The organism is Caballeronia insecticola (genome assembly GCF_000402035.1).
In the GTDB taxonomy this organism is placed as follows: domain Bacteria; phylum Pseudomonadota; class Gammaproteobacteria; order Burkholderiales; family Burkholderiaceae; genus Caballeronia; species Caballeronia insecticola.
Genome location: NC_021289.1, coordinates 449760 through 476219 on the forward strand (window position 1 = coordinate 449760; position 26460 = coordinate 476219).

The window sequence follows — 26460 nt, forward strand, 5'->3', positions numbered from 1 at the left end:
TCATTCAAAAAACCGCCGGGCTCAGAGCCAACATTGAGAGCCGACAAGAAGCGGTGCATCGGAGACTCAACATGATCAAGAGCCAGCGATGGTTCGTTGTCGGACTGCTGTTTCTCGCCGGAGTCGTCAACTACCTCGATCGCGCGGCGCTTTCCATCGCCGCGCCGCTGATCCAGAAGGATCTTCATTTCACGCACGCGCAGATGGGCGTCGTGTTCAGCAGCTTCTTCATCGGGTATGCATTATTCAATTTCGTCGGCGGCGTGTTGTCCGACAAGATTGGCGCCAAGAAGGTTTTCGGCGGCGCAATGGGCATCTGGTCGCTTTTCTGCGGCGCGACCGCGCTCGCGAGCAGCCTCGTTTCGCTGATCGTTCTGCGCGTGCTCTTCGGCATGGGTGAAGGCCCGTTCAGCTCGTCGAACAGCAAGATGGTGAATAACTGGTTCCCGCGCCGGGAAGTGGCGAGCGCGATCGGCGTCATCAGTTCGGGCACGCCGCTCGGCGGCGCGCTCGCGGGCCCGGTCGTCGGATATATGGCGATTACGTTCGGCTGGCGCTGGGCCTTCGTCATCATCATGCTGATCGGTTTCGTGTGGCTCGCGCTGTGGACGCTTTCGACGACCGAGCATCCGCAAGAGAACAAGCGCGTCACGCAAGCCGAGCTCGATCTGATCGTGGCGGGACAACAAGGCGCCGCGTCGATGGAGCACGGTGCGCATGGCAAGCAGGCAAACCTCGGCTTCTATCTGCGTCAGCCGATCATCCTCGCCACTGCATGCGCGTTCTTCTCGTACAACTACGTGCTGTTCTTCTTTCTCTCGTGGTTCCCGACATACCTCACCGAAGCGCATCACATGTCCCTGCGCGACATGAGTTTCACGACGGTGATTCCGTGGCTGCTCGGCAGTATCGGGCTTGCTGCGGGCGGTTTCATCACCGATGCGATTCTGCGCATCACCGGCAAGCCGTTGGCGTCGCGCCGCATCGTGTTGACCGTGTGTCTGGGCTTGGCTGCGATATCCGTGGCGTTTGCGGGCCGTGTGGAGAGCACGCGGGGCGCGGTGGCGCTGATGTCGGTCACGATCTTCTTTCTCTACGTGACGGGTTCGGTCTACTGGGCCGTGATTCAGGACACAGTGCGACGCGAGAACGTCGGCGGCGTGGGCGGCTTCGTGCATCTGCTCGCGAATCTGGCGGGCGTGATCGGGCCGGCGGTGACGGGCTTCATCGTCGAGGCGACGCACGGCGCTTATGGCAGCGCGTTCGTTCTTGCAGGCGCGGTTGCCGTGCTCGGCGCGCTGTGTTCGTTCATGTGGATTCGCGAGCCGAAAGCGCGCGCGAAGTCCGAAGGAGCGGCAAGGACCGCGTGATAGTATCGGGAAGCGTTGCAAGCATGCGTGCAGCGCACTTCCTCTCATGGCGCTCAGGTTTCAATTCAGGTTTCAATCATGCAAGAAGGTATCGTGCCGAACGACTCGGTATCGGGCTCAACGGCGGGATCAACAGCAGGCTCAACAGCGGCCCCGACTGCACGGCGCGCTCGCCTGCGCAGGCCGCTCGCGTCGCAGAAGATCGCGTTGCCCGATCTGACGTCGCTGATTTCGCACGACTCGCACGAGCCCATCGGCAAGCAGATTTTTCGGGCGCTGCGTCAGGCTATTTTCGCGGGGCAACTCGTGCCGGGCACGCCGCTCTCCGAAAAGGAAGTGTCGGACATGTTTCAGGTTTCGCGTCAGCCCGTGCGCGAGACGTTCATCAAGCTTGTCGAGGCCGGTGTATTGCAAGTGCTGCCGCAGCGCGGCACGTTCGTTAAAAAGATCTCGCCGCGTCAGGTGCGTGAAGGGCGCTTCATTCGCGAGGCGATCGAAACGGCGGTTGCCCGCAAGGCCGCGGTCGCCATCACCGATTCACAACTCGACGATCTCGCCGCGAACCTGCGCGAGCAGAAGAGCGCATCGAAGGTGAACGATACCGGCGCGTTCCTCACGCTCGACGAACAGTTCCATATGATGATCGCGCAATCGATCGACTGCGTCGCCGCATGGGACACCATCCAGGACATCAAGGCGCAGATGGATCGCGTGCGCTATCTGAGCTTGCCGGATGTGTCGCCGCTCGATTTGCTCATCAAGCAGCATGCGCGCATCGTGAGTGCATTGAAGGCGCATGATCCCGATGGCGCCGAAGACGCGATGCGCGCGCATCTGCGGGAGATTCTGGTGTCGCTGCATCCGATCGCCGAGCGCAATCCCGACTGGTTCGAGCCGGATGAACCCGAACGCGTTGCGTTGGGTTCGTAGAGAAAAACGCGATCAACGAAAAGAGCGGCACGTAGCCGCTCTTTTTTATTTCGACGCTGCATTCATGCGCTCGTGCTTTCAGAGCGAAGACGCATCAGGCTGCCTTGGCTACCGCCTGCTCGACGAACGCGCATACGGCGGCGGTCACTTGCGCGGTGGTCGCCGTTCCGCCGAGGTCGCCCGTGTGCAGGGACGGATCGGCGGTGACGGCTTCGACGGCGGCCATCACACGCTTGGCAGCTTCGAATTCGCCGAGATGTTCAAGCAGCATCACGACGGACCAGAACGTGCCGATAGGATTGGCGAGACCTTTACCCATGATGTCGAAGGCGGAGCCGTGGATCGGCTCGAACATCGACGGATAGCGGCGTTCGGGATCGATGTTGCCCGTCGGTGCGATGCCGAGGCTGCCCGCGAGTGCGGCGGCCAAATCGCTCAGTATGTCGGCGTGCAGGTTGGTCGCGACGACGGTATCGAGCGTCGCGGGACGATTGACCATGCGCGCCGTGGCGGCATCGACGAGTTCCTTGTCCCACTTCACGTCCGGGAATTCCTTCGAGATCTCCAGCGCGATTTCATCCCACATGACCATCGCGTGACGCTGGGCGTTGCTCTTCGTGATGACGGTCAGCAGCTTGCGCGGACGCGATTGCGCCAGTTTGAATGCAAAACGCATAATGCGTTCGACACCGGCGCGCGTCAGGATCGATACATCGGTCGCCGCCTCGATCGGATGGCCCTGATGCACACGGCCGCCGACGCCCGAATATTCCCCTTCCGAGTTCTCGCGCACGATCACCCAGTTCAGGTCTTCCGGCTTGCAGCGCTTGAGCGGCGCGTCGATGCCCGGCAGGATGCGCGTCGGGCGCACGTTGGCGTACTGATCCAACCCCTGGCAGATTTTCAGGCGCAGGCCCCACAGCGTGATGTGATCGGGCACGTCCGGATCGCCGGCGGAGCCGAAAAGAATCGCGTCCTTGTCGCGGATCGCGTCCAGCCCGTCGGCGGGCATCATCACGCCATGCTGGCGGTAGTAGTCCGCGCCCCAATCGAAATTCTCGAATTTGAATTCAAAATTTTGAGTGCAACGTGCGAGCGCTTCGAGCACTTGCTGGCCCGCGGGCACGACTTCCTTGCCGATGCCGTCGCCGGGAATGGTTGCGATGCGATAAGTCTTCATGGTCTGTCTCCGTCTCCGATCTATTGGGGTGGTGCGGCGTGAAGTCACTTTACCGAAGTTGAAGCCTTGAAACCGGGGCTGGAGTCAAAGCATCTTTAACTTTGATTCACAAGTGGAGTGCGAGCGAAGGTCCGGCACGACGCGCAAGGCTGCGTCCATATACGACAGCGGGCGCGATACCCCGCGGCGCTATACTGAACGTCCCTTCACTGCATCCCGAACCGCGAGCCGCACTGCGGCGCAAGCTCATAAATTGGCCGAACACGACCTCGAAAAACTCAAAATCGACCGGGGACCCTCCGCCGCCGTGCCGCGGCGCCGTCGAAACTGGTTCCGTTATGTCCTCATCGCGCTGATCCTGCTTGCGCTGGCTGCCGTCGCGTTCAGGCTCACCGGTCCGCAAGCCGTGGAGAGCGCCACGGTCACGTCCGTTTATCCATCGCAGAGTTACACGCTGCTGAACGCCACCGGTTATGTCGTGCCGCAGCGCAAGGCGGCAGTGGCCTCGAAGGGGCAAGGGCGCGTCGAATGGCTTGGCGTGCTCGAAGGCACCGTGGTGAAGGAAGGGCAGATCATCGCGCGGCTCGAAAGCGATGACGTCGCCGCTTCGCTCGCGCAGGCACAGGCGCAAGTCAAGGTCGCGCAGGCGAATCTCGAACTGCAACGCGCCGAGCTCAAGAACGCGGAAGTGGACCTCAAACGCTTCAAGATCCTCGCACCGCAAGGCGCGATTCCGGCAACGCAGTACGACGCCGCGCTCGCACGTTACGACAAGGCGCAAGCCTCCCTCAACAGCGACGCAGCCTCGATCGTCTCCGCGCGCGCCAATGCGCAGGCGGCGCAGGTTGCGGTCAATCAGACGGTGATCCGCGCGCCCTTCGATGGCGTCGTGCTCGAAAAACACGCGAATGTGGGCGACAACATCACGCCGTTCTCGTCGGCGTCGGACAGCAAGGGCGCGGTCGTCACCATCGCCGACATGAAGACGCTCGAAGTCGAAGCCGATGTCGCCGAATCGAATATCTCGCGCATCAGCGTGGAGCAGCCGTGCGAGATCCAGCTCGACGCATTGCCCGATGTGCGCTTCGCGGGCCGCGTGTCGCGCACGGTGCCGACGGTCGATCGCTCGAAGGCGACGGTGCTCGTGAAGGTGCGCTTCGTCGATCGCGATGCACGCGTCTTGCCGGACATGTCCGCGAAAGTCGCGTTTCTTTCGAAGCCGGTGCCGCCCGAAGAGAAGAAGGCCGTTGTGGCCGTGCAGCCATCGGCGGTCGTCACGCGCGGCGAACGCAAGGTCGTCTACAAGATCGACAACGACACCGCGCGCGAAGTGCCCGTGACGACGGGCGAGCGCATCGGCGATCTGCTTGCCGTGCAGGGCGTCAAACCCGGCGACGTGGTCGTGCTGTCGCCCGGCGACAAGCTCAAGAACGGCGCCCGTGTCACCCTCGCGAAGAAATAGCGTGAGCACGACGCCCCTGGTTCAGATCAGCCACGTCGCAAAGGCGTATCGACGCGGCGTGCAGACGGTGCCGGTGCTGACCGACATCACGCTGTCGATCGCGGAAGGCGATTTCGTCGCGTTGATGGGCCCGTCCGGCTCCGGCAAGAGCACGCTGCTCAACCTGATCGCGGGCATCGACCGGCCCGATAGCGGCGAGTTGCTCGTCGGCGGGCTCGACATCACGCGTCTGCCGGAAGCTTCGCTCGCGGACTGGCGCGCCGCGAACGTAGGCTTCATCTTCCAGTTCTATAACCTGATGCCGGTGCTCTCCGCGTTCGAGAATGTCGAATTGCCGCTGATGCTCACGCGTCTCACGCGTCACGAACGGCGTGAGCGCGTCGCGATGGTGCTCGACATGGTCAACATGGCCGACCGCATGAGTCACTATCCGTCGGAGCTGTCGGGCGGGCAGCAACAGCGCGTCGCGATCGCGCGGGCGTTGATCACGGACCCGAAGCTCATCGTCGCCGATGAACCGACCGGCGATCTCGACCGCACTTCCGCCGCCGATGTCCTCACGATGCTTCAGCGTTTGAACGACAAACTCGGCAAAACCATCATCATGGTGACGCACGATGCGCACGCGGCCGCAGCGGCGAAGGCGCTCGTGCATCTGGAAAAGGGAGAGCTGATCGATGCAACCCCGCGCTGAGCCGTCATGTTCCTGCTCAAGCTGATCCTGCGCAACGCGCTGCGTCACAAGCTGCGCACCGCGCTGACGGTGCTCGGCCTGACCATCGCCGTGCTCGCATACGGCCTGCTGCATACGGTCGTCGATGCGTGGTATGCGGGCGCGTCGGCGGCATCGAATGCGCGGCTCGTCACGCGCAACGCAATCTCGCTTGTGTTTCCGTTGCCGCTCGCCTATGAAAACCGCATACGCGGCGTCGACGGCGTAACGATCGTCGCGCGTTCGAACTGGTTCGGCGGTGTCTATCGAGACCCGAAGAATTTCTTCGCGCAATTCGCCGTGTCGGACAACTATCTCGATCTCTATCCCGAGTTCATCCTCTCCGAGCAGGCACGCGCCGATTATCAACGCGATCGCAAAGGCTGCCTCATCGGACGACAACTCGCGGATCAATTCGGCTTCAAGGTCGGCGACGTGATTCCGCTCAAAGGCACGATCTATCCCGGCACTTTTGATTTCGTCGTGCGCGGCATCATGGAAGGCCGCGACGAATCGACCATCACGCGGCAACTGATCTTTCACTGGGAGTATCTGAACGAGACGATCCGCAAGACGACCAAGCGTCAGGTCGATCAGGTCGGCGTCTATGTAGTCGGCATCAAGGACCCGGACGATGCGGCGACGGTCTCGCGCAACATCGACACTGTCTTCAAGAACTCGCTTGCCGAAACGCTGACGGAAACGGAGCAGGCATTTCAGCTCGGCTTTGTCGCGATGTCGAATCAGATCATTGCGGCGATACGCGTCGTGTCATATGTCGTCATCTTGATCATCATGGCGGTGATGGCCAACGCGATGGCCATGAGCGCGCGCGAACGCACTACCGAATACGCGACGCTGAAGGCGCTCGGCTTTGGATCGGCGTTTCTCTCGATGCTCGTGTTTGGCGAATCGGTGGCGATATGCACGATCGGCGGCGGCATCGGCATTCTCGCGACGCCGCCTGTCGCCGAAATCTTCAAGCACGCAACGGGCGGCGTGTTCCCGGTCTTCATGGTGTCGCACGAAACGATGCTGCTGCAAGGCGCATGCGCGCTCGTCGTTGCGTTGGCGGCGGCGATTGTGCCGGCGGTGCAGGCAAGCCGCGTGCGCATCGTCGAAGGCCTGCGGGCCATCGGCTGAGGCGCGGCAATGGCGATTCCCGTTTCCTACGTCGCACGCAATCTCTGGGCACGGCGCCTGACGACGATGCTCACCGCGGGCGGACTCGCGCTCGTCGTGTTCGTATTCGCGACCGTGCTGATGCTCGATGCGGGCCTCAAGAAGACGCTCGTTTCGACCGGCGAAGCGGACAACGTCGTCGTGATTCGCAAGGGCGCGGAAACGGAGATTCAAAGCGCCATCGATCGCGGTCAGGCGAACGTGATGGAAATGCATCCATCGGTCGCGATGAACGGCGACGGCCGGCCGCTCGCATCGAAAGAAACCGTGGTGCTGATATCGCTGACCAAGCTCGGCACGAACACGCCTGCGAACGTCGTGATTCGTGGCGTCTCGCCGATGGGCGTGCAACTGCGTCCGCAAGTGAAGCTCACGGCGGGGCGTATGTTCAGGCACGGGTCGTCGGAGATCATCGTCGGCAGCAGCATTGCCAAGGGCTTCGGCGGCACGCGTATCGGCGATCATCTGCGTTTCGCGCAGCGCGACTGGACTGTCGTCGGCCATTACGATGCGGGCGGTAGCGGCTTCGATTCGGAAATCTGGGGCGATGTCGATCAGCTGATGCAATCGTTCCGGCGCACGACTTATTCGTCGATGGTCGTGCGCCTCGCGCGCAGCGATGCATTCGAGCGCTTCAGATCGGATATCGACGTGGACCCGCGTCTCGCCGACGAAGCGAAGCGCGAGCAAGTGTTCTACGGCGATCAGTCGAAGGCGCTGTCGACGTTCATCAACATCTTAGGCTTTACGCTGTCGATCATCTTCTCGATCGCGGCGATGATCGGCGCAATGATCACGATGTATGCGTCGGTCGCGAACCGTGTCGCCGAGATCGGCACCTTGCGCGCGCTCGGCTTCAAGCGCTTCGACGTGCTCGGTGCGTTTCTGCTCGAAGCGTTGTTACTGGGCTTGGTCGGCGGCATCGCAGGGCTTGGTTGCGCCGCGCTCATGCAGCTCGCTTCGTTTTCGACAACCAACTTCCAGACCTTCGCGGACTTGTCGTTCCGCTTCATTCTCACGCCTTCCGTCATCGTGAAGACGTTGGTGTTTTCGGTCATCATGGGATTCGTCGGCGGATTCCTGCCGGCGATGCGGGCTTCGCGGATGAATATCGTCGATGCATTGCGGACGCGTTGAGTCGCATGACGATTCGGTTTCATCGAACCATCGGTCCTGAACTTTTGAATGTTCATAAGCGGGCGCGCGGCGTAGAGTCGGATTCATCAAGCGATTGGCTTATCGCTTTCAATCCGGTTTTGCAGGAGAATCCATCATGCCGCTCGTCAGAATCTCGCTTCTCAAAGGCAAGCCGCGCGAACATATCCGCGCCATTTCCAATGGCGTGCATGAAGCGCTAGTCGAAGCCTTCAAGGTGCCCGCAGACGATCGCTTCCAGCTGATCCAGCAGTTCGAACGCGACGACTTCATCTACGATCCCGCTTATCTCGATGTCGAACGAAGCGACGATCTCGTGTTCATCCACATCACCGCGAGCGACTGGCGCGATACCGCGACGAAGAAGGCGTTTTATAAGACGCTGGTTGCAAAGCTCGCGGCATCGCCCGGATTGCGGCCCGACGACGTGATGATTGCGCTTGCGCCGAATCGTCGCGAGGACTGGTCGTTCGGGCGCGGGCTCGCGCAATATGTGGAGGACGCAGCCTGACGATAGCCGCAAAGGAGGCGGACGCACAATGACCCCGACAATCCTGAAAGGCGCGTGCCATTGCGGGGCGATAACTTTCGAAGTCGACACGCCGCTAGAACCCGCCGTGCGCTGCAATTGCAGTTTGTGCCGGCGGCGTGGCGCGGTCATGTCGCCGCCTTTTCCCGCTGGCAAGCTACGCATCCTTTCAGGTGAAAGCGAACTCGCGAGTTATCAATTCAACACGCGCGTCGCCAAACATTTCTTCTGCAAGCGCTGTGGAATTTACACGTTCCATCAGACGCGGACGAACCCGGATCATTGGCGCGTGAATCTCGGTTGCGTCGAAGGTATCGATGCGTATTCGCTCGACGCCCCCGTCGCGGACGGCGCGAGCAGTTCTATCGTCGGCAAAGCCTAGCGCGTTAGCGCATGAGTGAAGGGCGCCGGGAACGCAACGTGCTTATCCCCGGCACCCACGAGCCGTTCGCCCTTTGACGTCCGCTCTTTGACGTTCGACGGGCAACCGCATCAGCAACGAACGGCCTTCGATAAATACACTCATACGGAGCGCCGCCATGGCCGAGAAGCCGCCCAAGCCCACGTCCAACGAACCCGATGCGGTACGTCGCCGGTTGCTCGCGGCGCTTGCCGGAACGGCCATGCTATCCGCGTGCGGGGGCAGTGGCAGCGACGACAATTCGGGCACCGTCACGCCGACGAGTCCCGTCGGTAACATTCCGCCCGATCGCGCGAATCTTCCGCGGCCCGCGTTGCCTGCACCGGCGACATCGGGCATCGATCACATCGTGCTCGTCACCATGGAGAACCGCTCCTTCGATCATCTGCTCGGCTGGGTGCCGGGCGCGGAAGGCACGCAAGCGGGCAGACAACTCACCGATGCATTCGGCACGGCGCAGTCCACGTTCTCGCTTTCGGCGAACGCGGCATACGGCTTTCAGGGCTGTCAGTTCGCCGATCCGAATCATATGTATAGCGCGGGCCGCACGCATCTCGCCAACGGCGCGATGAACGGCTTCCTGCTCACGGGCGACACCAACGAGACGCGCGGCGATCTGCTGCCTATCGGTTATTTCACCAGCAACGATCTCGACTTTTACAGGCAGGCGGTCGCGCAATACACCGTCTGCGATTACTACATGAGCGGCATTCTCGCCGACACGTTTCCGAACCGCGTCTATCTGCATAGCGGCGAGACGGATCGTTTGAACGATACGGTCGATACATCGTCGCTCTCGACCATCTGGGATCGTCTCGACGCAAAGAACGTTTCATCGAAGTATTACTTTCATGATGTGCCATTTACCGCGCTGTACGGCACGCGCTATGTCGGCCGCTCGAAACTCTTCTCCGAATTTCTCTCCGATGCAGCCGCGGGTAATCTGCCTTCATTCTGCATGGTCGAGCCGAGCTTCGGCGGCGAAGTGAACGGCACATCGAACGACGATCATCCGCATGCCGATGTGCGCAATGGCCAGGCGTTGCTCGGGCAGATTTACGAAGCGTTGCGTGCGAGCCCGAACTGGAGCACGACGCTCATGATCATCGTGTACGACGAGTGGGGCGGCTTCGTTGAACATGTCGCGCCGCCGGTCAAGTCGCTGTCGGCCGCCGAGCAGAAAATGGGCAATGACGGACGTCTGGGTTTTCGCGTGCCCTGCATGCTGCTCGGGCCGCGTGTGCGGGCGGCCAACGTGGCGCGTTATCCGTTCGATCCCAGCTCGATTCATCAATTGCTTGCGTGGCGCTTCGGGCTCGATCCGCTCGGCGTGCGCGCAAGCGATCCGACCACGTTCAACATGGCATATGCGCTTGATCTGAGCGACGCGCCGCGCACCGATGCGCCGCCGCTGATCGTGCCGCAAGGACCGTTCGGGCAGGCATGTTCGAACGCGCCTTCGAGCGGTTCGGGGCTGGGTTCGATCGACAATGCGCGAGCCGGTAAAGCCGCCGAAGGCGCATCGCAAACGCCGACGCCCGGCGGACGCTTCGCCGATTTACGCACTAAAGCGACAGCGTTAGGATTTCCATCATCCTGACGCGTCAACATTCTTAGCGAATTTCTTAGCGAATTCTTTAGCCATTCCCAATAGTTGAGCGCGTCGATGGGGCGCGCTCGCTAAGGAATTGGATTCGGGCATCAAAGAACGCTTGGCGGAATGTCGTCAAGCGGACTAACAGCGCGCGTCGCAAAAAAATCCGCAAATGATGTTCTCGCAAACGTTAAGCAGCCGTTTTGCATTACCAATAAAGTCAACGCTCACCAATTGCCAAGCGTTGAAGCAGAATGTCTGAACGCCCAAACACCATATGGCAGGATCATAAGAAGTTAGGGAATCGCTCTTTGTCCGCGCCTGAAAGCACATCGACATTTTTTTAGTCATGGCCTAATCGAATATCCGATGCCAGTTTGCCGAAACCCCTAAACGGAATTTAAATGCGACGTCTGGAAGGCAACATGCGCAGCAAACTGATCGGAGGCACGGCGAGAGCGGAAATCGATCCGCAGATCATGGAGTTCGTGTCGAAGCATGCGTGTGCCAGAAAGCCGCTCATGAATTTGCGCGTGGGCATCAAGAACGAACTCGGCGAAGTGTACAGGCTGATTCTCGCCGACGGCATCATCGAAATGATCAGGGCGGACAAGTTCCTCATGAGCCTCGGTTGCGTCGAGGAAGTCACCGACGAATTCGATCTCGTCTTTCGCGTGCCTGCGGTCCGGCGTTAAGCCGCGCCGGTTGTATCGAACGGGAGCGTCATCGACACCGAATCGTGATACGTTCCGTCGATCTTCAGCGCACGCGGTTCGCGCGCAAATTCGACGAATCCCGCCGCGCCATAAAGCCTCATTGCCGCCGTATTGTCCGGCGCGACTTCCAGCTTGACTTCATCGACAACGCCGCGCGCGTGTTCCAGCACGCAATCGAGCAGCGCGGCGGCCAGTCCCGTGCCTCGTGCGGAAGGGCGAACATACATGCCCCAGAGAATTCCCTTGTGTTTCATCTTCGCGCCCGGCGGAACCTGAAGACCGGCCACGCCAGCGAGCGTTCCGTCGTTGGAAAAGCCGCCGAACACCGCATGATCCGTTATGCGCGCGCGAAACCATTCGAGTGGCCGATCGCGTTCGTCTTCATAGGACGCGCCGAAGGCAGCGGGATAGCGTTGCAAGCCTTCGAGCCGGACGTCGCGGAAAACGATTGCGTCTTCGGGCGTGAGACGGCGCAGCGAGAATGCGGATGTGTTCGGCATGAAGCTGTCGATCGGTTTGGCAGGAACGCCAATGATAGCCGCATGCGCGTTGGCCTAAAAATTCACGGTCGCGATGGCATCGACCAACGTGCACACGAACACGTGCCAGTCCAGATCCTCATGACGGAGATCGGAAATAAGTTCTCGAACATCCCGGCGAGCGTGGTTTCTTGGATTTTTGATCGAAAGAAAGCACGCTCATCATCAGCGGGCTTTGTTACGTACACGCTTTACAAAGCGGGAAATTTCCAATATTGCTTCCGCTTGAGGGTCTTTGAATTCAGGCCTGAACGCGTTGAAGGTGCAAGCATGGACACGCAAAGAAAGCCGCTAAGGGCACTAAAGCCACTAAAGCCACAACAGCATCGCGCGAAGCAGCACATCGTTTCTGCCGTCGTTGCCTTGATATCGGCGTTCGGTGCGAACAACGCACAGGCGACCGAAGGCGCGCTTGGCCGGCCCGTCGCGGGAACGAGCGTGCTGTCCGGCGTGGGCATCGTGCCGGATGAACTGGTGTGGATCGCAAGCCTGCAGACCGTTTATCTCGATGGCTCGATCAGCAGCGGCCGTGAAGTGCCGGTTGCGGGGCAGCGTTCGCTCGGTCTGAACGGCGAGTTGTCGCTCACGCTCGCGAGCCTGCTGAAAGTGTGGGGTAAATACGGAGGCTGGGACTTCGCGTCAGGCATCACGCTGCCCTACGTGTGGGAGAAAGTGACCGGCAACTTCGCGGTTGGACAGTTCAACCGCTCGGCGAGCGATCGCACGTCGAATCTCTATGACATGCTCTTCACGCCGATCGAGGCGGGCTACCATTTCTCGGCCACCGATCACATCGCGCTGTCGTTCAACATCTGGGCGCCGACCGGTCATTACGAAGCCAATGCGCTCGCCAATCCGAGTCTGAACAACTGGACATTCGTGCCGCAGATCGCCTATACGAAGATCGTGCCGAAGTACGGCCTCGAATTCGATGCAGTCATGGGCTTCCAGTTCTATACGCGCAACACCGCGACGAACTATCAGAACGCGCCCTTGTTCACGCTCGACGTACTGGGCCTCAAGAAGTTCGCGAACGGCGTGGGCGTGGGCGTCGTGATGGGCACGGTGCAACAGCTCGGCAACGATAGCGGCCCGACCGCCGACCGTCTCAACGGCTTCGTCGGGCATGATTTCACGGTCGGCCCGATCCTCACTTACGACACCAAGCTCGACGGCAAGCGACCGCTTTCCGCGAGCGTGCGCTGGGTGCCGTCGGTCGTGAGCGTGAACCGGCTGAAGAGCACGCGAACCTTCATGGCGACGGCAACGCTCGTGTTCTAAGGGCGTTTGCCGCTTATTCGGCGCCGCCCATCACCCAGCGATAGTACGGATTGCTTCTATCCGCGCTCATCACCGTGCCGATATCACGCGTCCACGCAGCGCGATCGCCGCGATACGCATCGAGTCCCGCGCGATAGAACGCATGCAGCGTGCGACGCTCGGCGGCCAGCGTATCGGCGAATGCGGCATCCGCGCCCGTCAGCGGCGGCTCGCTTTGCAGCGCGAGCAAATGCGCAAGCGTCGACGGAAAATCGCCGCGCCGCACCCACGGCGCATATTCGATGCGCGGATCGTCGTCGGTGACGGGGCGCGCGTCTTCCGCGTAATAGGCAAGCGCGGAGCGATCCGCGACCCACGTCGCCACGAACGCTTCCGGCGATGCAATGCCGACTTCACGCAACGCACGCGCAACGTCTGCTTGAGCGAAACGCGCGCGGATACGCGGTACGTCGAGCGGCATCGGCTGCATGGAACCGACGAGCATCATCTCGTGGAACTCGGTCGTCCATAGCGCCGCATGCGGAAACACCTGCAGGAAGCTTTGAATGAGCGAGCGCGTCTGATCCTCGTTCTGCGTCGCGAGCGGCAGCCATTGCGCGACGATACCGCGTTGGTTCAGGCGTGTCGCCGCGAGCCGATAAAAGTCCGTCGAATATAGATTGACGACGCCCGCAGCGGAGGGCGGCGGCGGCTCCAGCGTGATGACATCGTAGTGCGCATCGCGCGAGAGCAGCTCGCGTCTTCCGTCCGCGATACGTATCTCCATGCGCGGATCGGCGCTCATGCCGAAGTTGCCGTCGAAGCGCGACGACGCACGCACGACCGCGGGCAACAACTCGGCGACGACGCGCGTGTCGAGCGTAGGCCATGCAAGCAACGCACCGCCGGTGATGCCCGTGCCCAGACCGATCACGAGCGCCGAGCGCGGCTCGCCGCCATGCACGATGAGCGGCGCGAGCGCCTGCAGGCGCATATAGCGGCGCGAGGTCATCGCATCGCCGGAATTGGAAACGCCTTGAATATAGAGGCGGCGGAAGCGTTGCGCGCCATCGCCCTGCTCGAGCACGGCAACCGTGCCGCCCGCGCTTTCCTCGTAGTACGCGAGGCTGCCGCCGTGCGCGTCGCCCAAGCGCGTGCCGAGACGATCAGCGGGCGTGACGAACGCGACGATCACCGAGAGCGCCGCAATCGATGCACACGCGACGACGCCCGCCCTGCGCACGATGCTCCCGCTCAACGCCGCCGACAAGCCGATCAATCCCGCCGCGACCGCAAGCACGCCGAGCGAGCGCATCAACCCGAGCGACGGCACGAGCACGAAGCCCGCGAACATCGTGCCCGCGATGCCGCCCGCCGTATTGAGCGCGAGCACGCGGCCGACATCCGCGCCGATGTTCGAATCCTTATCGGTATGAGCGCCACCATTCGCGGCCATGCGCAACGCAAAGGGAAACGCCGCGCCGAGCAGAAGTGTCGGCACGAGCACGATCGCGCAGGCGGCGACCGCGAAGCTCGCGCACATCGACGTCAGCAGATTGCCGGTGGCGGCGAGCGCCAGCGCCGACGCATGTCGTTGCGCGAGCGCGAGCCAGCCGCCCGCGCATGCAACACCGCCGAGCGCGGTAAGACCCGCCGCGCCGATCAGCATGCCGAACGCGCTCCACGGATCGCGCGCGCGGTCCGCAAAACGCGCGGCGATGGCGCTGCCGAGTGCAAGACCGAAGAGATAAGTTGCGAGCACGATGGAAAACGCAAAGCTGCGCGTGCCGATGAATTGCGCGATCGCCTGCGACCACACGACTTCGTAACCCAGCGCGATGCCGCCCGCGACGGCGTAGAGCGCAACTGCCATGCGCGCCGGACCGGCGAATGCTTGCGTACGTGGCGCAGCGGCGCCGACGCTGGCCGCAAGACCACGACGCGTGAGCGCCACCGCGACGAGCGCCGCGACCGCATTCAACGCGGCAGCCGCCAGCGCGCTGCCTTGCACGCCGAGCCAGGGAATCAGCACGAAGGCGGGCAGCAGCGCGCCGGTGATCGCGCCCGCGGTATTGGCGGCATAGAGACGACCGCCCGTGCCGCCCACATCATCGCGTGAGGGCGCAAGCGCACGCGTGAGCACCGGCACCGTGCCGCCCATCGCGATGGCAGGCAGGCACACGAGCGCAAGCGGCAGCGCCCATGCGAGCGGCCCGGCGCTCGCCTGCCACGCGGCGAACCATGCGGCGCTGTGGGCGAGCGCCTGCGTTGCGCCGATGCCGAGCACGAGCGCCGCAATTTCGAGCGCCGCATACAGCAGCAGAGGCCGCGCGCTGCGATCGGCGAGCTTGCCGAAGAGCCATCCGCCGAGCGCGAGGCCCGCAAAAAAGGCGCTGATCGCGATGGTGACCGCCTGCACCTCGATCCCCACGACGAGCGTGAGTTGCTTCACCCACAACACCTGATAGATGAGCGCGGCTGTCCCCGATGCGAACAACAGCAACGCGGGCACGGCGGCCTTTCGTGCGACGGGCGTGTCTTGCGAACGCGCGGCATCGCGTGTCTCGCGGGCCTTGCGCGTGGCTGCGCGGCGAGTCGATTTCGGATGATCGGCGCTGAGATGGCTCATCGTTGAGTCCGGCTCCTTGTGCGAGAAAGCCCGCTGCGTCTTGCGAGGCAGCGGGCGTGGTCGTCGAACGGATGGGCAGCCTACTTGCCGCTGCTCTCGATGCTCTTCATCAATTGATCGGTCATCTGGTCGATGCTGAAGCTGGAGGGCCGCTGGCTCGGCGGATATTGCTTGAACGTCGCGAGGAACGGCGCGACCTTCGCCACGGCATACGAAGCGATATAAGCGTTCTTCATGGTCCAGTCGTAGTACTGATCCGATACGGTGTCCGCGCGCTCATACGGATCCATACGCAAGTTGAAGAACTTCGGCACGCGCAGGCAAGTGAACGGGTTCGCCCAGACCTCGAATCCGCCCGGCTGACGCTGCTCGCAAAAGACGACCTTCCAGTCGTCGTGACGCATCGCGACGAGCATGCCGTCATCGTTGAAGTAGAAGAACTCGTGGCGCGGGCTGTCTTTCGTTTGCCCCGTCAGATAAGGCAGAAAGTTATAGCCGTCGAGATGCACCTTGAAGTTCTTTCCGCCGACCGCCGCGCCCTTTGCAAGCCGATCGACGATGTTCGTGTCGCCCGCCGCCGCGAGCAAGGTCGGGAACCAGTCGAGGCCGGACATCATTCGCGTCGATACGGAATTCGGTTTGATATGACCCGGCCAGCGCACCATCGCAGGCACGCGGAACGCGCCTTCCCAGTTCGTGTTCTTCTCGCTGCGGAACGGCGTGGTCGCTGCATCGGGCCAGGAGAACTGGTTCGGGCCGTTATCCGTCGTGTAGACCACGATAGTGTTGTCCGCGATCTTCAGATCGTCGAGCGTCTTGAGCAGCTTGCCGACGTCGCCGTCGTGCTCGAGCATGCCGTCCGCGTATTCGTTGCCGGGCATGCCGCTCTGGCCCTGCATCGACGGCCGGACATGCGTGAAGGCATGCATGCGCGTCGTGTTCATCCACACGAAGAACGGCTTGTTGGCCTTGGCCTGTTTCTGCATGAAGTCGATGGCGGCCTGCGTCGTTTCGTCGTCGATGGTCTCCATGCGCTTGGTCGTGAGCGGCCCGGTGTCCTGTATCTTGCCGTCCGCGAACGAATGGATCACGCCGCGTGGCGCGTTGGCTTTGACCCATGCCGCATCGTTCTTCGGATAGTACGGACGCTCCGGCTCTTCTTCCGCGTTCAGGTGATACAGGTTGCCGAAGAATTCGTCGAAGCCGTGCGCGGTGGGCAGATACTCGTTGCGGTCGCCGAGGTGATTCTTGCCGAACTGGCCGGTGGCATAGCCCAGCGGCTTCAACGCCTGTGCAATCGTGATGTTCGCCGCCTGCAAGCCCACGGTCGCGCCCGGAATGCCGACTTTGGAAAGCCCCGTGCGCAACGTCACTTCACCGGTGATGAACGTCGAGCGGCCCGCCGTGCAGCTGTTTTCCGCGTAATAGTCGGTGAACAGCATGCCTTCATTGGCGATGCGGTCGATGTTCGGCGTGTCGTAACCCACCACGCCCTTGCTGTATGCGCTGATGTTGGTCTGCCCGATATCGTCGCCGAAGATCACGAGGATGTTCGGCTTGGGGCCTTGATTCTGAGTCTGCTTCTGATTCTGATCGTTCGCGGGCTTCGCGTTGTTCGGCGCGGCCGGCTTCGCATTGTTCTGCGTCTGCGCGGTCGAGATCATCGGCGGGACGACCAGCACGCATGCAGCCGCGATGGCGGCGAGTGCGCCGGTCAGAAACCGGACGCGTCGAAGATTCGGCTTTGTCATTGTTACACTCCTTTCGCGATGCACCCCGCATGCCCCGAAGCAGGCGTTACTGCCCTGCGGCGGATGGATAGATCACATTCCAGTCGTCCTTCATGCTCACGACCACCCAGCCTTTCGCGAGCGCTTCATCCCATGCGCGATCGAGCTTGCCGATCTTCGATTGGCGGTCATAGGCGAACTCGCGCGCTGCATCGTCGTGATGGACGAGCAGCGCGAGATGCGGCCCCGTTTGCCCGGCGGTGTATTGCAGCATCTGCAGATCGCCGTCCGAGTTGCCGAATGCGAGCACGGGCTTTTTGCCGATGTTGCGATAGATGCCCACCGGCTTGCCCGGCCCGTCATCGACGAAATCGAGCTTGGGCTCGCGTATGAGCGTGGGCTTGCCGTCGCGCATCTCGTACTTCACGACCTGACTTGATCCGATCACCTGTTCGGGCGGAATGCCGTAGACGCGTTCCGCGAATACGCGCATGAATTCGATCGTCCCGCCCGACACGATGAACGTCTTGAAACCGTTAGCGCGCAGATACGCGAGCAGCTCCAGTTGCGGCTGATACACGAGTTGCGTGTAGGGCCGATGCAGTGTCGGATGCTTCGCCGACGCGAGCCATGCGCGAATCGCGCTGTCGTATTCGTCGACGGTCATGCCGCTGTTCGCGACCGCGATCAGCTTGATCAATTCCTTCTTATGGTCTTCCAGCGCAGCCTGATCGTGCGCGGCGAGTGCGAGGAACGCGGGGTTGTCGCGCCATTCGGGATGCTTCGGCGCGGCGGCCCTCACTTCGTCGAGCAGGAACATGAACTGAAAGTAGAGCGGCTGTTCGCTCCATAGCGTGCCGTCGTTGTCGAACACGGCGATGCGTTCGTCGGGCGGCACGTAAGTGGGCGAGCCTTCACGCGTGACATCGTTCACGAACTTGACGATGGCATCGCGCGCGCGGCCCTCGCGCCACGAAGGCAACACCGCGCTGGCAGCGGGCATCGTCTGTGCGGCGGGCGTGCCTGCAACGGCCGGTGCTTCCTGCGTGCCCGCGCATGCGCCGATGAGCGCCGCGACGACGAGCGTCGTCGCGCAGGCGAGCAGACGCACGCGCTCAGCGCGCCGCGGTATCGACGGCCTGCCCATGCGTGCGTTCCCAGACTTGCTTGTCCATCACGAGCCGGAAGCCCAGATGCGACATGCTGTTGTACGGATCGGTGCCGCGCCGCGCGCTCGGCCGATAGCTCAGGCAATACGCTTCGTTGCAGAGGAACGATCCGCCGCGCGTGACGCGCTTGGGCGCCTGTACGGGCACGCCGGGATCGGCCGGGTCCCACGAATCGGCGGGACCGCCCGGCTCATTGACGATGCCGCCGACCGCAGCCTCACGCCGGAACTGATCCGCGCGATACCAGTCCGCGACCCATTGCCAGGCGTTTCCGGTCATGTCGGAGAGGCCGTAGCCGTTGGCCGGGAAGCTACCCACAGGGCTCGTGCCCGCCGCGCCGCCGGCCTTTGCATTGAGCACCGGAAACGCTTGCGGTTGCTGGCCCTGCCAGACGTTGGCCATCTGCTTGCCTGCGGGCGTGAACTGGTCGCCCCACGCATACGTGGCCTGATCCAGTCCGCCGCGTGCGGCGAATTCCCATTCGGCTTCGGTCGGCAGGCGCTTGCCGTCCCACTTCGCGTAGGCCTCGGCATCTTCATACGACACTTGCACGACCGGATGATCGTCCTTGCCGACGATCGTGCTCGCCGGTCCGGTCGGATGCCGCCAGTCGGCGCCGGGCACGAAGCGCCACCAGCGCGAATAGTCCTGCAACGGCACTTGCTCCTTCGTGCCGACGAATACCATCGCACCGGCCACGAGCGCGCTGTCGGGCGGGCGCGGCGTGCCGGGCGGCAGTTGCACCTTGAGCGTTTCCCAGTCGGGTTTCTTTTCGGCGGTAGTGACGTAGCCCGTCGCTTCGACGAACTTGCGGAATTCCGCGTTCGTCACGTGATGTTCGTCCATCCAGAAGCCGTGAAGGCGGACCTTGTGGGCGGGGCGTTCGTTCGCTTGCGCGAGCTTGCTGTCGCTGCCCATGAGGAATTCGCCGCCGGGCACCCACGCCATGCCTTTGGGGCCTTTCACGCCGTCGCCGAGGACGATGCGAATTTGCGGCTGCGCAGGCTCCGTCATCGCGCGGCTCACCGCGAAGCCGATAAGCGCGGGACACAGCATGAGCAGCACGGCCCACAGACCGATGCGCCGCACGTGCCATGCTCGCCGTCCGTACGACGGGGCCGCCTCGTTCCGCTTGCCTGAGGCCTCGTTGTGTTTCGTCGATCTGTCGGCCATGTGGGTCACTCCGCTTGCGCTTCGACCACTGCTGTGACGCTATTCGGTGTCACCAATATACGAAGGCCTACGCGAATTCAATCTTTTTTTATGCCCTGTTGCAGCGCGTTCGAAGCCCGCATAATCGCGATGAAACTTGCGTTGCTGCGCGCCGGATATTTCAAGAAAGCGCATCAATACGATGCTTTGACGAAAGCGCGCGGCTCCAGTAACTTGTTGCTCACGCGGGCAGACAGCGTCAGGAGGCCGTGCGTCAGATGGACTCAACCATCGGAAACGACATCGAAAACGAGCCAGTCATGCGCGATACCATCCGGCGTTTCGAAGCGAGCATCGGGCAGGCCGTGGTCGGGCAGGAAGCGGTCGTGCGGCAGATCCTGATCGCGTTGCTCGCCGATGGTCACGTCCTGCTCGAAAGCCTGCCGGGACTCGCCAAGACACGCACCGTCAAGGCGATCGCCGCGCGGCTCGCGGCAACCATGAAGCGCATCCAGTTCACGCCTGACCTGCTTCCTTCCGACATCACCGGCGGCGAAACGCTGCTGCAATCGGGCACCGAGCGCACGCTCGCATTCCAGCCGGGCCCGATTTTCGGCAACCTGATTCTCGCGGACGAAATCAATCGCGCGCCCGCCAAAGTGCAATCCGCCTTGCTGGAAGCGATGGAGGAACGGCAGATCTCGGTTGCCGGCAAGACGCACGTCATGCCCGATCTCTTCCTCGTCATGGCGACGCAAAATCCCATCGAGCAGGAAGGCACTTATCCGCTTCCGGAAGCGCAGATGGACCGCTTTCTGTTGAAGGTTCTGATCACGTATCCGTCGCCGCAAAGCGAGTGCGAGATGCTGCGTCTTTTGCGGCGCGAAAGCGAAGGCGAACAGGCGAGTTTCGACACGCTCTCGCAGCAAGACATATTCGGCGCGCGCGAGGCGGCGCGTCGCGTGTCGGTGTCGCCTGCCATCGACGATTACATCGTCTCGCTCGTGAATGCGACACGGCATGGCGAATCCATCGACGCCGATCTCGCCAGGTGGATCGAAGTCGGTGCGAGCCCGCGCGGCGCGATCGGCCTCGATCGTGCGAGCCGCGTGCATGCGTGGCTCGAAGAGCGCGAGTTCGTCACGCCCGACGATGTGCGCGCGGTGCTTCATCCGGTGCTGCGTCATCGGCTGTTGTTGTCGTATGACGCGAACGCGGACAACGTCAGCGCCGACAAGGTAATCGATCGACTGGTGGAGAAAGTGGCCGTGCCGGCGTGATCGTTGATCGCTGATCGCGCAAAGGAGCTTGAATGGCGGCGAGCATGGAGGATTCGATCGGAAGCGTGTATGTCGATGCCGCGCATCTCGCGCGCCTCGAATATCGTGCGCGCGGCCTGAGCTTTGTCGCGCCCGCGCCGGTGTCGAGCATTCTGTCGGGCAGACAGGCATCGCGCATGCGCGGGCGCGGTCTGAACTTCGAAGAGTTGCGCGGCTATCTGCCCGGCGACGATATCCGTCATCTCGATTGGCGCGTGACCATGCGCACCGGCAAGCCGCATGTGCGCGTGTACACGGAAGAACGCGACCGTCCCTTGCTCGTGATGGTCGATCAGCGCATGAGCATGTTCTTCGGTTCGAGCCGCGAGTTCAAATCGGTCGTCGCGGCAGAGGCCGCAGCGCTTGCCGTGTGGATGGGCTTCACCGCGGGCGATCGCGTGGGCGGCGTCGTGTTCGGCGACGATGAAGTCGTGCGCGTGCGTCCTTTGCGCAGCCGCGCCCGCATCGACATGTTGTTCGGTGCGATCGCGCGCATGAACCGCACGCTGGCCGCCGACAGCCCCGCGCGCACGCACTATGCGCAACTGAACCGCGCGCTCGAAGGCGTATTACAGATCGCGGGTCATGATTTTCTCGTGTGCATCATGAGCGATTTCGCGGGCGCTGATGAGCGCACGCGCCAGCTCTTGCGGCAACTCTCGGCGCATAACGATGTGATCGCCGCGCTCGTCTTCGATCCCATGTGGCAGCGCATGCCGGAGCATCGCGCGCTGGTGGTGAGCGAAGGGCGCTTGCAGGTGGAATTGCGCATCGAGCACGAACGCGTGCGTGCACCGCTTGCAAGCCTCTTCAAGGGGCGCGCTGCCGAGATCGCGGATTTGCTGCGCGCGAGCGGCGTGCCGTTGATGGCGCTATCGACGGCTGAGCCTGTCGTCGATCAGGTGCGCAGACTCTTCGGCGAGCGGCCGCGGCGCGCGCGTCACACAACCGGAAGCGGCATATGAATGCGTCGCTCGTGCCCGCCGATACACCCGCCGCATTGCAAGCGTTGCATGAATTGCCGCTGCCCGCGCCGGTTTCGTATGCGCCGCAAACCATCGGATGGATGTTCGTTGCGGTGCTGCTCGTTGCGCTCGCGCTCGCATGCGCATGGTTGGTTTGGCGACGCTACGAGAAGTCGCGTTATCGACGAGAAGCACTCGCGGAACTCGCGCGCATAGAAGCGCAACTGAACGACGACGCCACGCGCGCAGCGGCGCTTACGCAGATCGCACCGCTCGTCAAACGCACGGCGCTTGCCGCCACATCGCGCGAACGCGTGGCGGCGTTGAGCGGCGCGGCATGGCTTGCGTATCTGCGCAAGACACACGGCGCCTTCGATGACGAGAGCGGCGCGCTGCTCTATACGGCAAGCTATACGCCCGATGAAAGTCTGACGCGCGTGACACGGCAACAGGCGCAGCATCTCGCGCAAGCCGCGCGCGCATGGATCGAGCGTCATCATGTGGAAGTTTGAATTCCCTTGGATGTTCGTTCTGCTGCCGCTGCCCGCGCTGGTGTGGTGGCTCGTGCCCGCGTATCGCACGACATCGTCGGCGGTACGCATGCCGTTCTTTCAGGAGATGGCCGATGCCGCCGGAGAAAAGCCCGCGCCCGGCGGCGTGCGTCTGCGCAGCAACTGGCTGCAACGTCTGCTGATGCCATTGCTATGGGTCTTGCTGCTGATCGCGGCGGCGCGTCCCGTATATGTCGAAGCGCCCGTCACGCGCGACATGCCCGCGCGCGACTTGCTGCTTGCAATCGATCTTTCGCAATCGATGAGCGAGCGCGACTTCATCGATGCAGCCACCGGCGAACGCATGGACCGGCTGAGCGCGGTGAAGCACGTAGTCGCCGATTTCATCGCGAAACGCAAAGGCGATCGCATCGGTCTCGTCGCATTCGGCGATGCCGCTTATCCGCAAGCGCCGCTCACGCTCGATCACGACAGCGTGTTGATGCTGCTCGATGCCATGCGCATCGGCATGGCGGGACCGCGCACGGCGCTCGGCGATGCCATCGGTCTCGCCGTCAAGCTGATGCAGGACACGCCCGCGCAGGAGAAAGTGCTCGTGCTGCTCACCGACGGTAACGACACCGCGAGCGCGATTCCGCCACAACAGGCCGCGCGTATCGCGAAGCGGCATGGCATCGTCGTGCATACGATAGGCATCGGCGATCCGGATACGCAAGGCGAAGACAAAGTCGATCTCGACGCGCTCGCGCGCATCGCGAAGACCACGGGCGGACGCGCGTTTCATGCGCTCGGACGCGAGCAGGATTTGGCCGCCGTGTATGCGGACATCGACAAGCTCACGCCCGAAAAGATCAAGCGCGAGATTTATCGTCCGCAGCGCGAGTTCTATTGGGTGCCGCTTGCGCTCGCGGTGTCGATCCTCACGCTCTATCACGTGCTTGCGTATCTCGCTGCCTTGTTGCGTGCTCCGCGCCGTGCGTCGATGGAAGAGGCGGAGGCCTGACATGGCCATCGACATCACCGCGTTTCATTTCCTTCGTCCGCTGTGGCTGCTGCTGCTCATTCCCGCGGCGCTGCTGCCCTTTGCGTGGCTGCGTCGCAATGATGTGCGCGCGCGCTGGCGCAATATCATCGCGCCGCATTTGCTTGCGCATCTGATTGTCGGCGAGAAGACCGCGCGACGCGTTCAGCCGGTTCATGCGCTGGCGGCGCTGATTGCGCTCGGCGCGCTGTCCGTCGCGGGGCCGACGTGGCAACAGGAGCGTCCGCCGTTCGATCAGGACAAAGCGCCGCTCGTGATCGTGCTCGAACTCGCACGTTCGATGGATGCCGCCGATATCGCGCCGACGCGCATCGAACGCGCAAAACAGAAGGTGCTCGATCTCGCGGCGGCGAGGAAGGGCGCGCGCACGGGGCTTGTCGTGTTCGCGTCGAGCGCGCATCTCGTCGTGCCGCCGACAGAAGACCCGGCGATGCTCGATCTCTACGTGCCCGCACTCGCGCCCGCGTTGATGCCGCGCGACGGCAAGAACGCGGCGGACGGTCTCGCGATTGCGGAACGCACGTTGCAGAAGAGCGAAGCGGCGGGCACGATCGTCTTCATGAGCGATGGTTTCGATGCAAGCCATACCGACGAGTTCTTGCGGATGGCGAAGGCGTCCCGGCATCAGTTGTTATGGCTTGCCGTGGGCACGGAGAACGGCGGCCCGATACGCGGCGCGAACGGCGAACTCGCAATGGACGATGCGGGCCGTCCGCTCACCGGCACCTTCGATGCCGCCGCGATCCGCGAGATCACGCAAGCGGCGTCGATTCCGCTGGCAAGCATGCGTGCCGACGATGATGACATCGACTGGGTGCAGCGTCGCGCGCAGGTCTATCTCGAAGCCGCGCAAGAGGCGAAGATCGTGCCGCGCTGGAAGGAAACGGGCTACTGGCTCGTGCTGCCAATTCTGTTGATCGCGCTCTATTGCTTCAGGCGCGGCTGGACCGTGAAGTGGCTGCCCGTCGTATTAGTTGCGCTTGCAACTACCGGTGTTCATAACGAAGCGCACGCGGCATCGTTCGAATGGATCGATCTCTTCGCCACGCACGATCAACAAGGACGCTGGAGCTTCGAGCATGGCGATTACAAACGCGCCGCGCAACGCTTCGACGATCCGTTGTGGAAGGGCCGCGCGCAATATCTCGCGGGCGACTATCCGGATGCGCTCGATACCTTCGCGCGACTCGACACGGCGGAGGCGCAGTTCTATATCGGCAATACGCTCGCGCATCTGAAGGATTACGAAGGCGCGGAGAAGGCCTACGACAACGCGCTCGCACGCCGCGCCGATTTCCCCGATGCGCGCGCCAACCGCGAGCTGGTGCAAAAGCTCATCAAGGACGAGAAGGAAGGCGACGAATCGACCACGCTGAAGCCCGATCAGATCGACGTGCAAAAGAAGAAGAGCAAGGACGGCAAGCAAGTGCTCGTGCAGGGGCAGCGTCCGTCGGAGGAAGCGTGGATGCGTAATCTGAACACGTCGCCGGCTGCGTTTCTGCATCGACGCTTCGAGCAAGAGGCGGGAGGTGCGCCATGATGCGCCGTCTGCTCGCGCTTATGTGTCTGTGCTTTGCGTGCTCGATCGCATACGCCGACGATGCACCGCGCACCATGCTGCGCGCACATCTCGAACCATCGGGGCCAATCGTTGCGGGTAGCGCGGTGAAGCTCGTCGTCGATGCGCTCACGACAACCTGGTTCACTGCCGCACCCGACTGGCCGCTCTTCGATCTTCACGATGCCTTCGTCACGTTGCCCGACGACAGCGCGCAGAACATGAACGAGATCATCGACGGCGTGCGCTGGTTCGGCGTGACGCGCGCCTATCGCATCGTGCCGCGCACATCGGGCACGTTCGATGTGCCCGCGTTCTCGATCACGCTGCATCCCGGCGGCATCGATACGCCGGTCACGCTGCAGACGCCCGCGCTGCAATTCAGCGCGACGCTGCCGCCCGGCGCGGAAGGCATGACGTCGTTTTTCCCCGCGCCGAATCTCACGGCCACGCAACGCGTCGAACCGCAGAACGGGGACATTGAAGTGGGCGGGACCCTCACACGCAGCGTGACGCAGCGCGCCGACGCAACCGAGTCGATGTTGATCGCGCCCGTGCAGTTCGGCGACATAGACGGCTTGCGGCGCTACGCGAAGCCGCCCGCAACGCGCAATATCTCCGAGGATCGAACGGGACTCGTGGCGGGCGAGCGCACCGATACGGTGACGTATGTCGTCAACCGGCGCGGGCGCTATACGTTGCCGCCGCTCGATATCGAATGGTGGAACACGACGACGCATCAACGCGAAACAGTTCATCTTCCTGCCATACACTTGACGGCGCACGCGGCTCACGAAAAGCCGCTATGGGAGATTCCCGCCGATGCGCTCGCAGGCGCGGCCCGCCATACGGTGATCTTTCTCGATGCACGCGATATCGCATATGCGTGCATCATGCTGGCTTTGATCGCGGCGGGCGTGTGGTTCTATCCGCGCATACGCATGTGGCTCGCGCGCGGTTCGCAATGGTGGGCGGCCGAGCGCAAGAAGCGCGCGGAAGGCGAGTTCGCTGCGTGGCGCGCATTGCGACGGGCGGTGAATTCTGGCGCGATGCAACGCGTCGTGCCGGCGCTTTATCGCTGGATGGATGCGAACCCGCGCTTTACGCATCCGGCGCGTATCGACGCAATCGGCCGCGATGAAAATCCGGCGTTGCACGCGCTCGCCGAAGCAGTCGAATCGCATTATGAACACGCGCAGGCGGAGTCGAAAAGCGTGCGCGTGAAGCTGCATCGGTGGACGCAATGGACGCGTTCCCGCCGCGCGCGAGGCCCCGCCTTGCCGCCGCTCAACGAGGGATGAAGCAGCACACGATCATCGACAACAGGAGGTCAC

The 26460-nt window shown here is 62.6% G+C and carries 23 protein-coding genes; 17 read left to right on the forward strand and 6 right to left on the reverse strand.

What is annotated here, in order from left to right; translation table 11 throughout:
• Nucleotides 1-71 precede the first annotated feature (71 nt).
• Nucleotides 72-1370 carry an MFS transporter gene (locus BRPE64_RS26655; RefSeq protein ID WP_016348069.1) on the forward strand — a complete coding sequence of 433 codons (1299 nt, stop codon included), beginning with the start codon at nucleotides 72-74 and terminating at the stop codon, nucleotides 1368-1370.
• Nucleotides 1371-1448: 78 nt separating this feature from the next.
• Nucleotides 1449-2300, forward strand: a complete 852-nt coding sequence (locus BRPE64_RS26660) for a GntR family transcriptional regulator (RefSeq protein WP_044043353.1) — start codon at nucleotides 1449-1451, stop codon at nucleotides 2298-2300.
• 94 nt (nucleotides 2301-2394) lie between these two features.
• Here the strand turns inward: BRPE64_RS26660 and BRPE64_RS26665 are convergent, their stop codons facing one another.
• Nucleotides 2395-3480 (reverse strand): tartrate dehydrogenase, encoded by a 1086-nt coding sequence (locus BRPE64_RS26665; protein WP_016348071.1) that lies wholly within the window; start codon nucleotides 3478-3480, stop codon nucleotides 2395-2397.
• Nucleotides 3481-3733: 253 nt separating this feature from the next.
• On the opposite strand from BRPE64_RS26665, the gene BRPE64_RS26670 reads away from it, so the two are divergent.
• The 8 genes from BRPE64_RS26670 to BRPE64_RS26705 all read left to right on the forward strand — a co-directional run bounded on the left by BRPE64_RS26670 (nucleotide 3734) and on the right by BRPE64_RS26705 (nucleotide 11230).
• Entirely contained in the window at nucleotides 3734-4942 is a 1209-nt protein-coding gene (locus BRPE64_RS26670) for an efflux RND transporter periplasmic adaptor subunit (RefSeq protein ID WP_016348073.1), read from the forward strand.
• A 1-nt stretch (nucleotide 4943) separates the two neighbouring features.
• Nucleotides 4944-5636 carry an ABC transporter ATP-binding protein gene (locus BRPE64_RS26675; RefSeq protein WP_016348074.1) on the forward strand — a complete coding sequence of 231 codons (693 nt, stop codon included), beginning with the start codon at nucleotides 4944-4946 and terminating at the stop codon, nucleotides 5634-5636.
• Nucleotides 5637-5642: 6 nt separating this feature from the next.
• Nucleotides 5643-6797: an ABC transporter permease gene (locus BRPE64_RS26680; RefSeq protein ID WP_016348075.1), complete on the forward strand. Its 1155-nt coding sequence runs from the start codon at nucleotides 5643-5645 to the stop codon at nucleotides 6795-6797.
• Nucleotides 6798-6806: 9 nt separating this feature from the next.
• Entirely contained in the window at nucleotides 6807-7973 is a 1167-nt protein-coding gene (locus BRPE64_RS26685) for an ABC transporter permease (RefSeq protein WP_016348076.1), read from the forward strand.
• Between the two features lie 136 nt (nucleotides 7974-8109).
• Nucleotides 8110-8502: a tautomerase family protein gene (locus tag BRPE64_RS26690; protein ID WP_044043355.1), complete on the forward strand. Its 393-nt coding sequence runs from the start codon at nucleotides 8110-8112 to the stop codon at nucleotides 8500-8502.
• A 28-nt stretch (nucleotides 8503-8530) separates the two neighbouring features.
• Nucleotides 8531-8902, forward strand: a complete 372-nt coding sequence (locus tag BRPE64_RS26695; RefSeq protein ID WP_044043356.1) for a GFA family protein — start codon at nucleotides 8531-8533, stop codon at nucleotides 8900-8902.
• A gap of 157 nt (nucleotides 8903-9059) precedes the next feature.
• Nucleotides 9060-10541, forward strand: a complete 1482-nt coding sequence (locus BRPE64_RS26700) for an alkaline phosphatase family protein (protein WP_016348079.1) — start codon at nucleotides 9060-9062, stop codon at nucleotides 10539-10541.
• Nucleotides 10542-10939: 398 nt separating this feature from the next.
• A complete protein-coding gene (locus BRPE64_RS26705) occupies nucleotides 10940-11230 on the forward strand; it encodes a hypothetical protein (RefSeq protein WP_016348080.1) in 291 nt (96 codons plus the stop codon).
• On the opposite strand, the gene BRPE64_RS26710 is transcribed toward BRPE64_RS26705, so the two are convergent.
• Nucleotides 11227-11751, reverse strand: a complete 525-nt coding sequence (locus tag BRPE64_RS26710; protein ID WP_016348081.1) for a GNAT family N-acetyltransferase — start codon at nucleotides 11749-11751, stop codon at nucleotides 11227-11229. The two genes, BRPE64_RS26705 and BRPE64_RS26710, sit on opposite strands and share 4 nt — an antisense overlap.
• Before the next feature lie 309 nt (nucleotides 11752-12060).
• Between BRPE64_RS26710 and BRPE64_RS26715 the strand changes: the two genes are divergently transcribed.
• The gene (locus BRPE64_RS26715) at nucleotides 12061-13071 is read left to right on the forward strand and encodes a SphA family protein (RefSeq protein WP_051180557.1); all 1011 of its coding nucleotides are present in this window, start codon (nucleotides 12061-12063) and stop codon (nucleotides 13069-13071) included.
• Nucleotides 13072-13084: 13 nt separating this feature from the next.
• Here BRPE64_RS26715 and BRPE64_RS26720 read toward each other — a convergent pair whose 3' ends face one another.
• From BRPE64_RS26720 to BRPE64_RS26735, 4 genes are all read right to left on the reverse strand, one after another.
• Nucleotides 13085-15679 carry a fused MFS/spermidine synthase gene (locus BRPE64_RS26720; protein WP_016348083.1) on the reverse strand — a complete coding sequence of 865 codons (2595 nt, stop codon included), beginning with the start codon at nucleotides 15677-15679 and terminating at the stop codon, nucleotides 13085-13087.
• Nucleotides 15680-15759: 80 nt separating this feature from the next.
• The gene (locus tag BRPE64_RS26725) at nucleotides 15760-17430 is read right to left on the reverse strand and encodes an arylsulfatase (protein ID WP_016348084.1); all 1671 of its coding nucleotides are present in this window, start codon (nucleotides 17428-17430) and stop codon (nucleotides 15760-15762) included.
• 46 nt (nucleotides 17431-17476) lie between these two features.
• Nucleotides 17477-18556 carry an HAD family hydrolase gene (locus BRPE64_RS26730; RefSeq protein WP_051180558.1) on the reverse strand — a complete coding sequence of 360 codons (1080 nt, stop codon included), beginning with the start codon at nucleotides 18554-18556 and terminating at the stop codon, nucleotides 17477-17479.
• Nucleotides 18525-19634 (reverse strand): formylglycine-generating enzyme family protein, encoded by a 1110-nt coding sequence (locus tag BRPE64_RS26735; RefSeq protein WP_084675899.1) that lies wholly within the window; start codon nucleotides 19632-19634, stop codon nucleotides 18525-18527. The genes BRPE64_RS26730 and BRPE64_RS26735 overlap by 32 nt, the downstream gene beginning before the upstream one ends.
• A 416-nt stretch (nucleotides 19635-20050) precedes the next feature.
• Between BRPE64_RS26735 and BRPE64_RS26740 the strand changes: the two genes are divergently transcribed.
• Genes BRPE64_RS26740 through BRPE64_RS26765 form a run of 6 tightly spaced genes read left to right on the forward strand, consistent with a single transcriptional unit; the run spans nucleotide 20051 to nucleotide 26427 of the window.
• A complete protein-coding gene (locus BRPE64_RS26740; protein ID WP_044043362.1) occupies nucleotides 20051-21010 on the forward strand; it encodes an AAA family ATPase in 960 nt (319 codons plus the stop codon).
• A 44-nt stretch (nucleotides 21011-21054) separates the two neighbouring features.
• Nucleotides 21055-22014 carry a DUF58 domain-containing protein gene (locus BRPE64_RS26745; RefSeq protein WP_044043739.1) on the forward strand — a complete coding sequence of 320 codons (960 nt, stop codon included), beginning with the start codon at nucleotides 21055-21057 and terminating at the stop codon, nucleotides 22012-22014.
• Nucleotides 22011-22526 carry a DUF4381 domain-containing protein gene (locus tag BRPE64_RS26750; protein ID WP_016348090.1) on the forward strand — a complete coding sequence of 172 codons (516 nt, stop codon included), beginning with the start codon at nucleotides 22011-22013 and terminating at the stop codon, nucleotides 22524-22526. The genes BRPE64_RS26745 and BRPE64_RS26750 overlap by 4 nt, the downstream gene beginning before the upstream one ends.
• Nucleotides 22513-23529 (forward strand): vWA domain-containing protein, encoded by a 1017-nt coding sequence (locus BRPE64_RS26755; RefSeq protein WP_044043364.1) that lies wholly within the window; start codon nucleotides 22513-22515, stop codon nucleotides 23527-23529. Before BRPE64_RS26750 ends, BRPE64_RS26755 begins: the two co-directional genes overlap by 14 nt.
• 1 nt (nucleotide 23530) lies before the next feature.
• Nucleotides 23531-25108, forward strand: a complete 1578-nt coding sequence (locus BRPE64_RS26760) for a vWA domain-containing protein (protein WP_016348092.1) — start codon at nucleotides 23531-23533, stop codon at nucleotides 25106-25108.
• Nucleotides 25105-26427, forward strand: coding sequence for a BatD family protein (locus BRPE64_RS26765; RefSeq protein WP_016348093.1), 1323 nt, complete (start codon nucleotides 25105-25107; stop codon nucleotides 26425-26427). The genes BRPE64_RS26760 and BRPE64_RS26765 overlap by 4 nt, the downstream gene beginning before the upstream one ends.
• Nucleotides 26428-26460: the final 33 nt, after the last annotated feature.

Bases quoted from the DNA above. Each gene is read 5' to 3' on its own strand.
- BRPE64_RS26680 (WP_016348075.1), top strand. From the start codon at position 5,643: ATGTTCCTGCTCAAGCTGATCCTGCGCAACGCGCTGCGTCACAAGCTG.
- BRPE64_RS26730 (WP_051180558.1), bottom strand. From the start codon at position 18,556: ATGGGCAGGCCGTCGATACCGCGGCGCGCTGAGCGCGTGCGTCTGCTC.
- BRPE64_RS26700 (WP_016348079.1), top strand. From the start codon at position 9,060: ATGGCCGAGAAGCCGCCCAAGCCCACGTCCAACGAACCCGATGCGGTA.
- BRPE64_RS26745 (WP_044043739.1), top strand. From the start codon at position 21,055: ATGGAGGATTCGATCGGAAGCGTGTATGTCGATGCCGCGCATCTCGCG.
- BRPE64_RS26705 (WP_016348080.1), top strand. From the start codon at position 10,940: ATGCGACGTCTGGAAGGCAACATGCGCAGCAAACTGATCGGAGGCACG.
- BRPE64_RS26690 (WP_044043355.1), top strand. From the start codon at position 8,110: ATGCCGCTCGTCAGAATCTCGCTTCTCAAAGGCAAGCCGCGCGAACAT.
- BRPE64_RS26755 (WP_044043364.1), top strand. From the start codon at position 22,513: ATGTGGAAGTTTGAATTCCCTTGGATGTTCGTTCTGCTGCCGCTGCCC.
- BRPE64_RS26740 (WP_044043362.1), top strand. From the start codon at position 20,051: ATGCGCGATACCATCCGGCGTTTCGAAGCGAGCATCGGGCAGGCCGTG.
- BRPE64_RS26760 (WP_016348092.1), top strand. From the start codon at position 23,531: ATGGCCATCGACATCACCGCGTTTCATTTCCTTCGTCCGCTGTGGCTG.
- BRPE64_RS26765 (WP_016348093.1), top strand. From the start codon at position 25,105: ATGATGCGCCGTCTGCTCGCGCTTATGTGTCTGTGCTTTGCGTGCTCG.
- BRPE64_RS26685 (WP_016348076.1), top strand. From the start codon at position 6,807: ATGGCGATTCCCGTTTCCTACGTCGCACGCAATCTCTGGGCACGGCGC.
- BRPE64_RS26750 (WP_016348090.1), top strand. From the start codon at position 22,011: ATGAATGCGTCGCTCGTGCCCGCCGATACACCCGCCGCATTGCAAGCG.
- BRPE64_RS26660 (WP_044043353.1), top strand. From the start codon at position 1,449: ATGCAAGAAGGTATCGTGCCGAACGACTCGGTATCGGGCTCAACGGCG.
- BRPE64_RS26695 (WP_044043356.1), top strand. From the start codon at position 8,531: ATGACCCCGACAATCCTGAAAGGCGCGTGCCATTGCGGGGCGATAACT.
- BRPE64_RS26665 (WP_016348071.1), bottom strand. From the start codon at position 3,480: ATGAAGACTTATCGCATCGCAACCATTCCCGGCGACGGCATCGGCAAG.
- BRPE64_RS26735 (WP_084675899.1), bottom strand. From the start codon at position 19,634: ATGCTGTGTCCCGCGCTTATCGGCTTCGCGGTGAGCCGCGCGATGACG.
- BRPE64_RS26720 (WP_016348083.1), bottom strand. From the start codon at position 15,679: ATGAGCCATCTCAGCGCCGATCATCCGAAATCGACTCGCCGCGCAGCC.
- BRPE64_RS26655 (WP_016348069.1), top strand. From the start codon at position 72: ATGATCAAGAGCCAGCGATGGTTCGTTGTCGGACTGCTGTTTCTCGCC.
- BRPE64_RS26725 (WP_016348084.1), bottom strand. From the start codon at position 17,430: ATGACAAAGCCGAATCTTCGACGCGTCCGGTTTCTGACCGGCGCACTC.
- BRPE64_RS26715 (WP_051180557.1), top strand. From the start codon at position 12,061: ATGGACACGCAAAGAAAGCCGCTAAGGGCACTAAAGCCACTAAAGCCA.
- BRPE64_RS26710 (WP_016348081.1), bottom strand. From the start codon at position 11,751: ATGCCGAACACATCCGCATTCTCGCTGCGCCGTCTCACGCCCGAAGAC.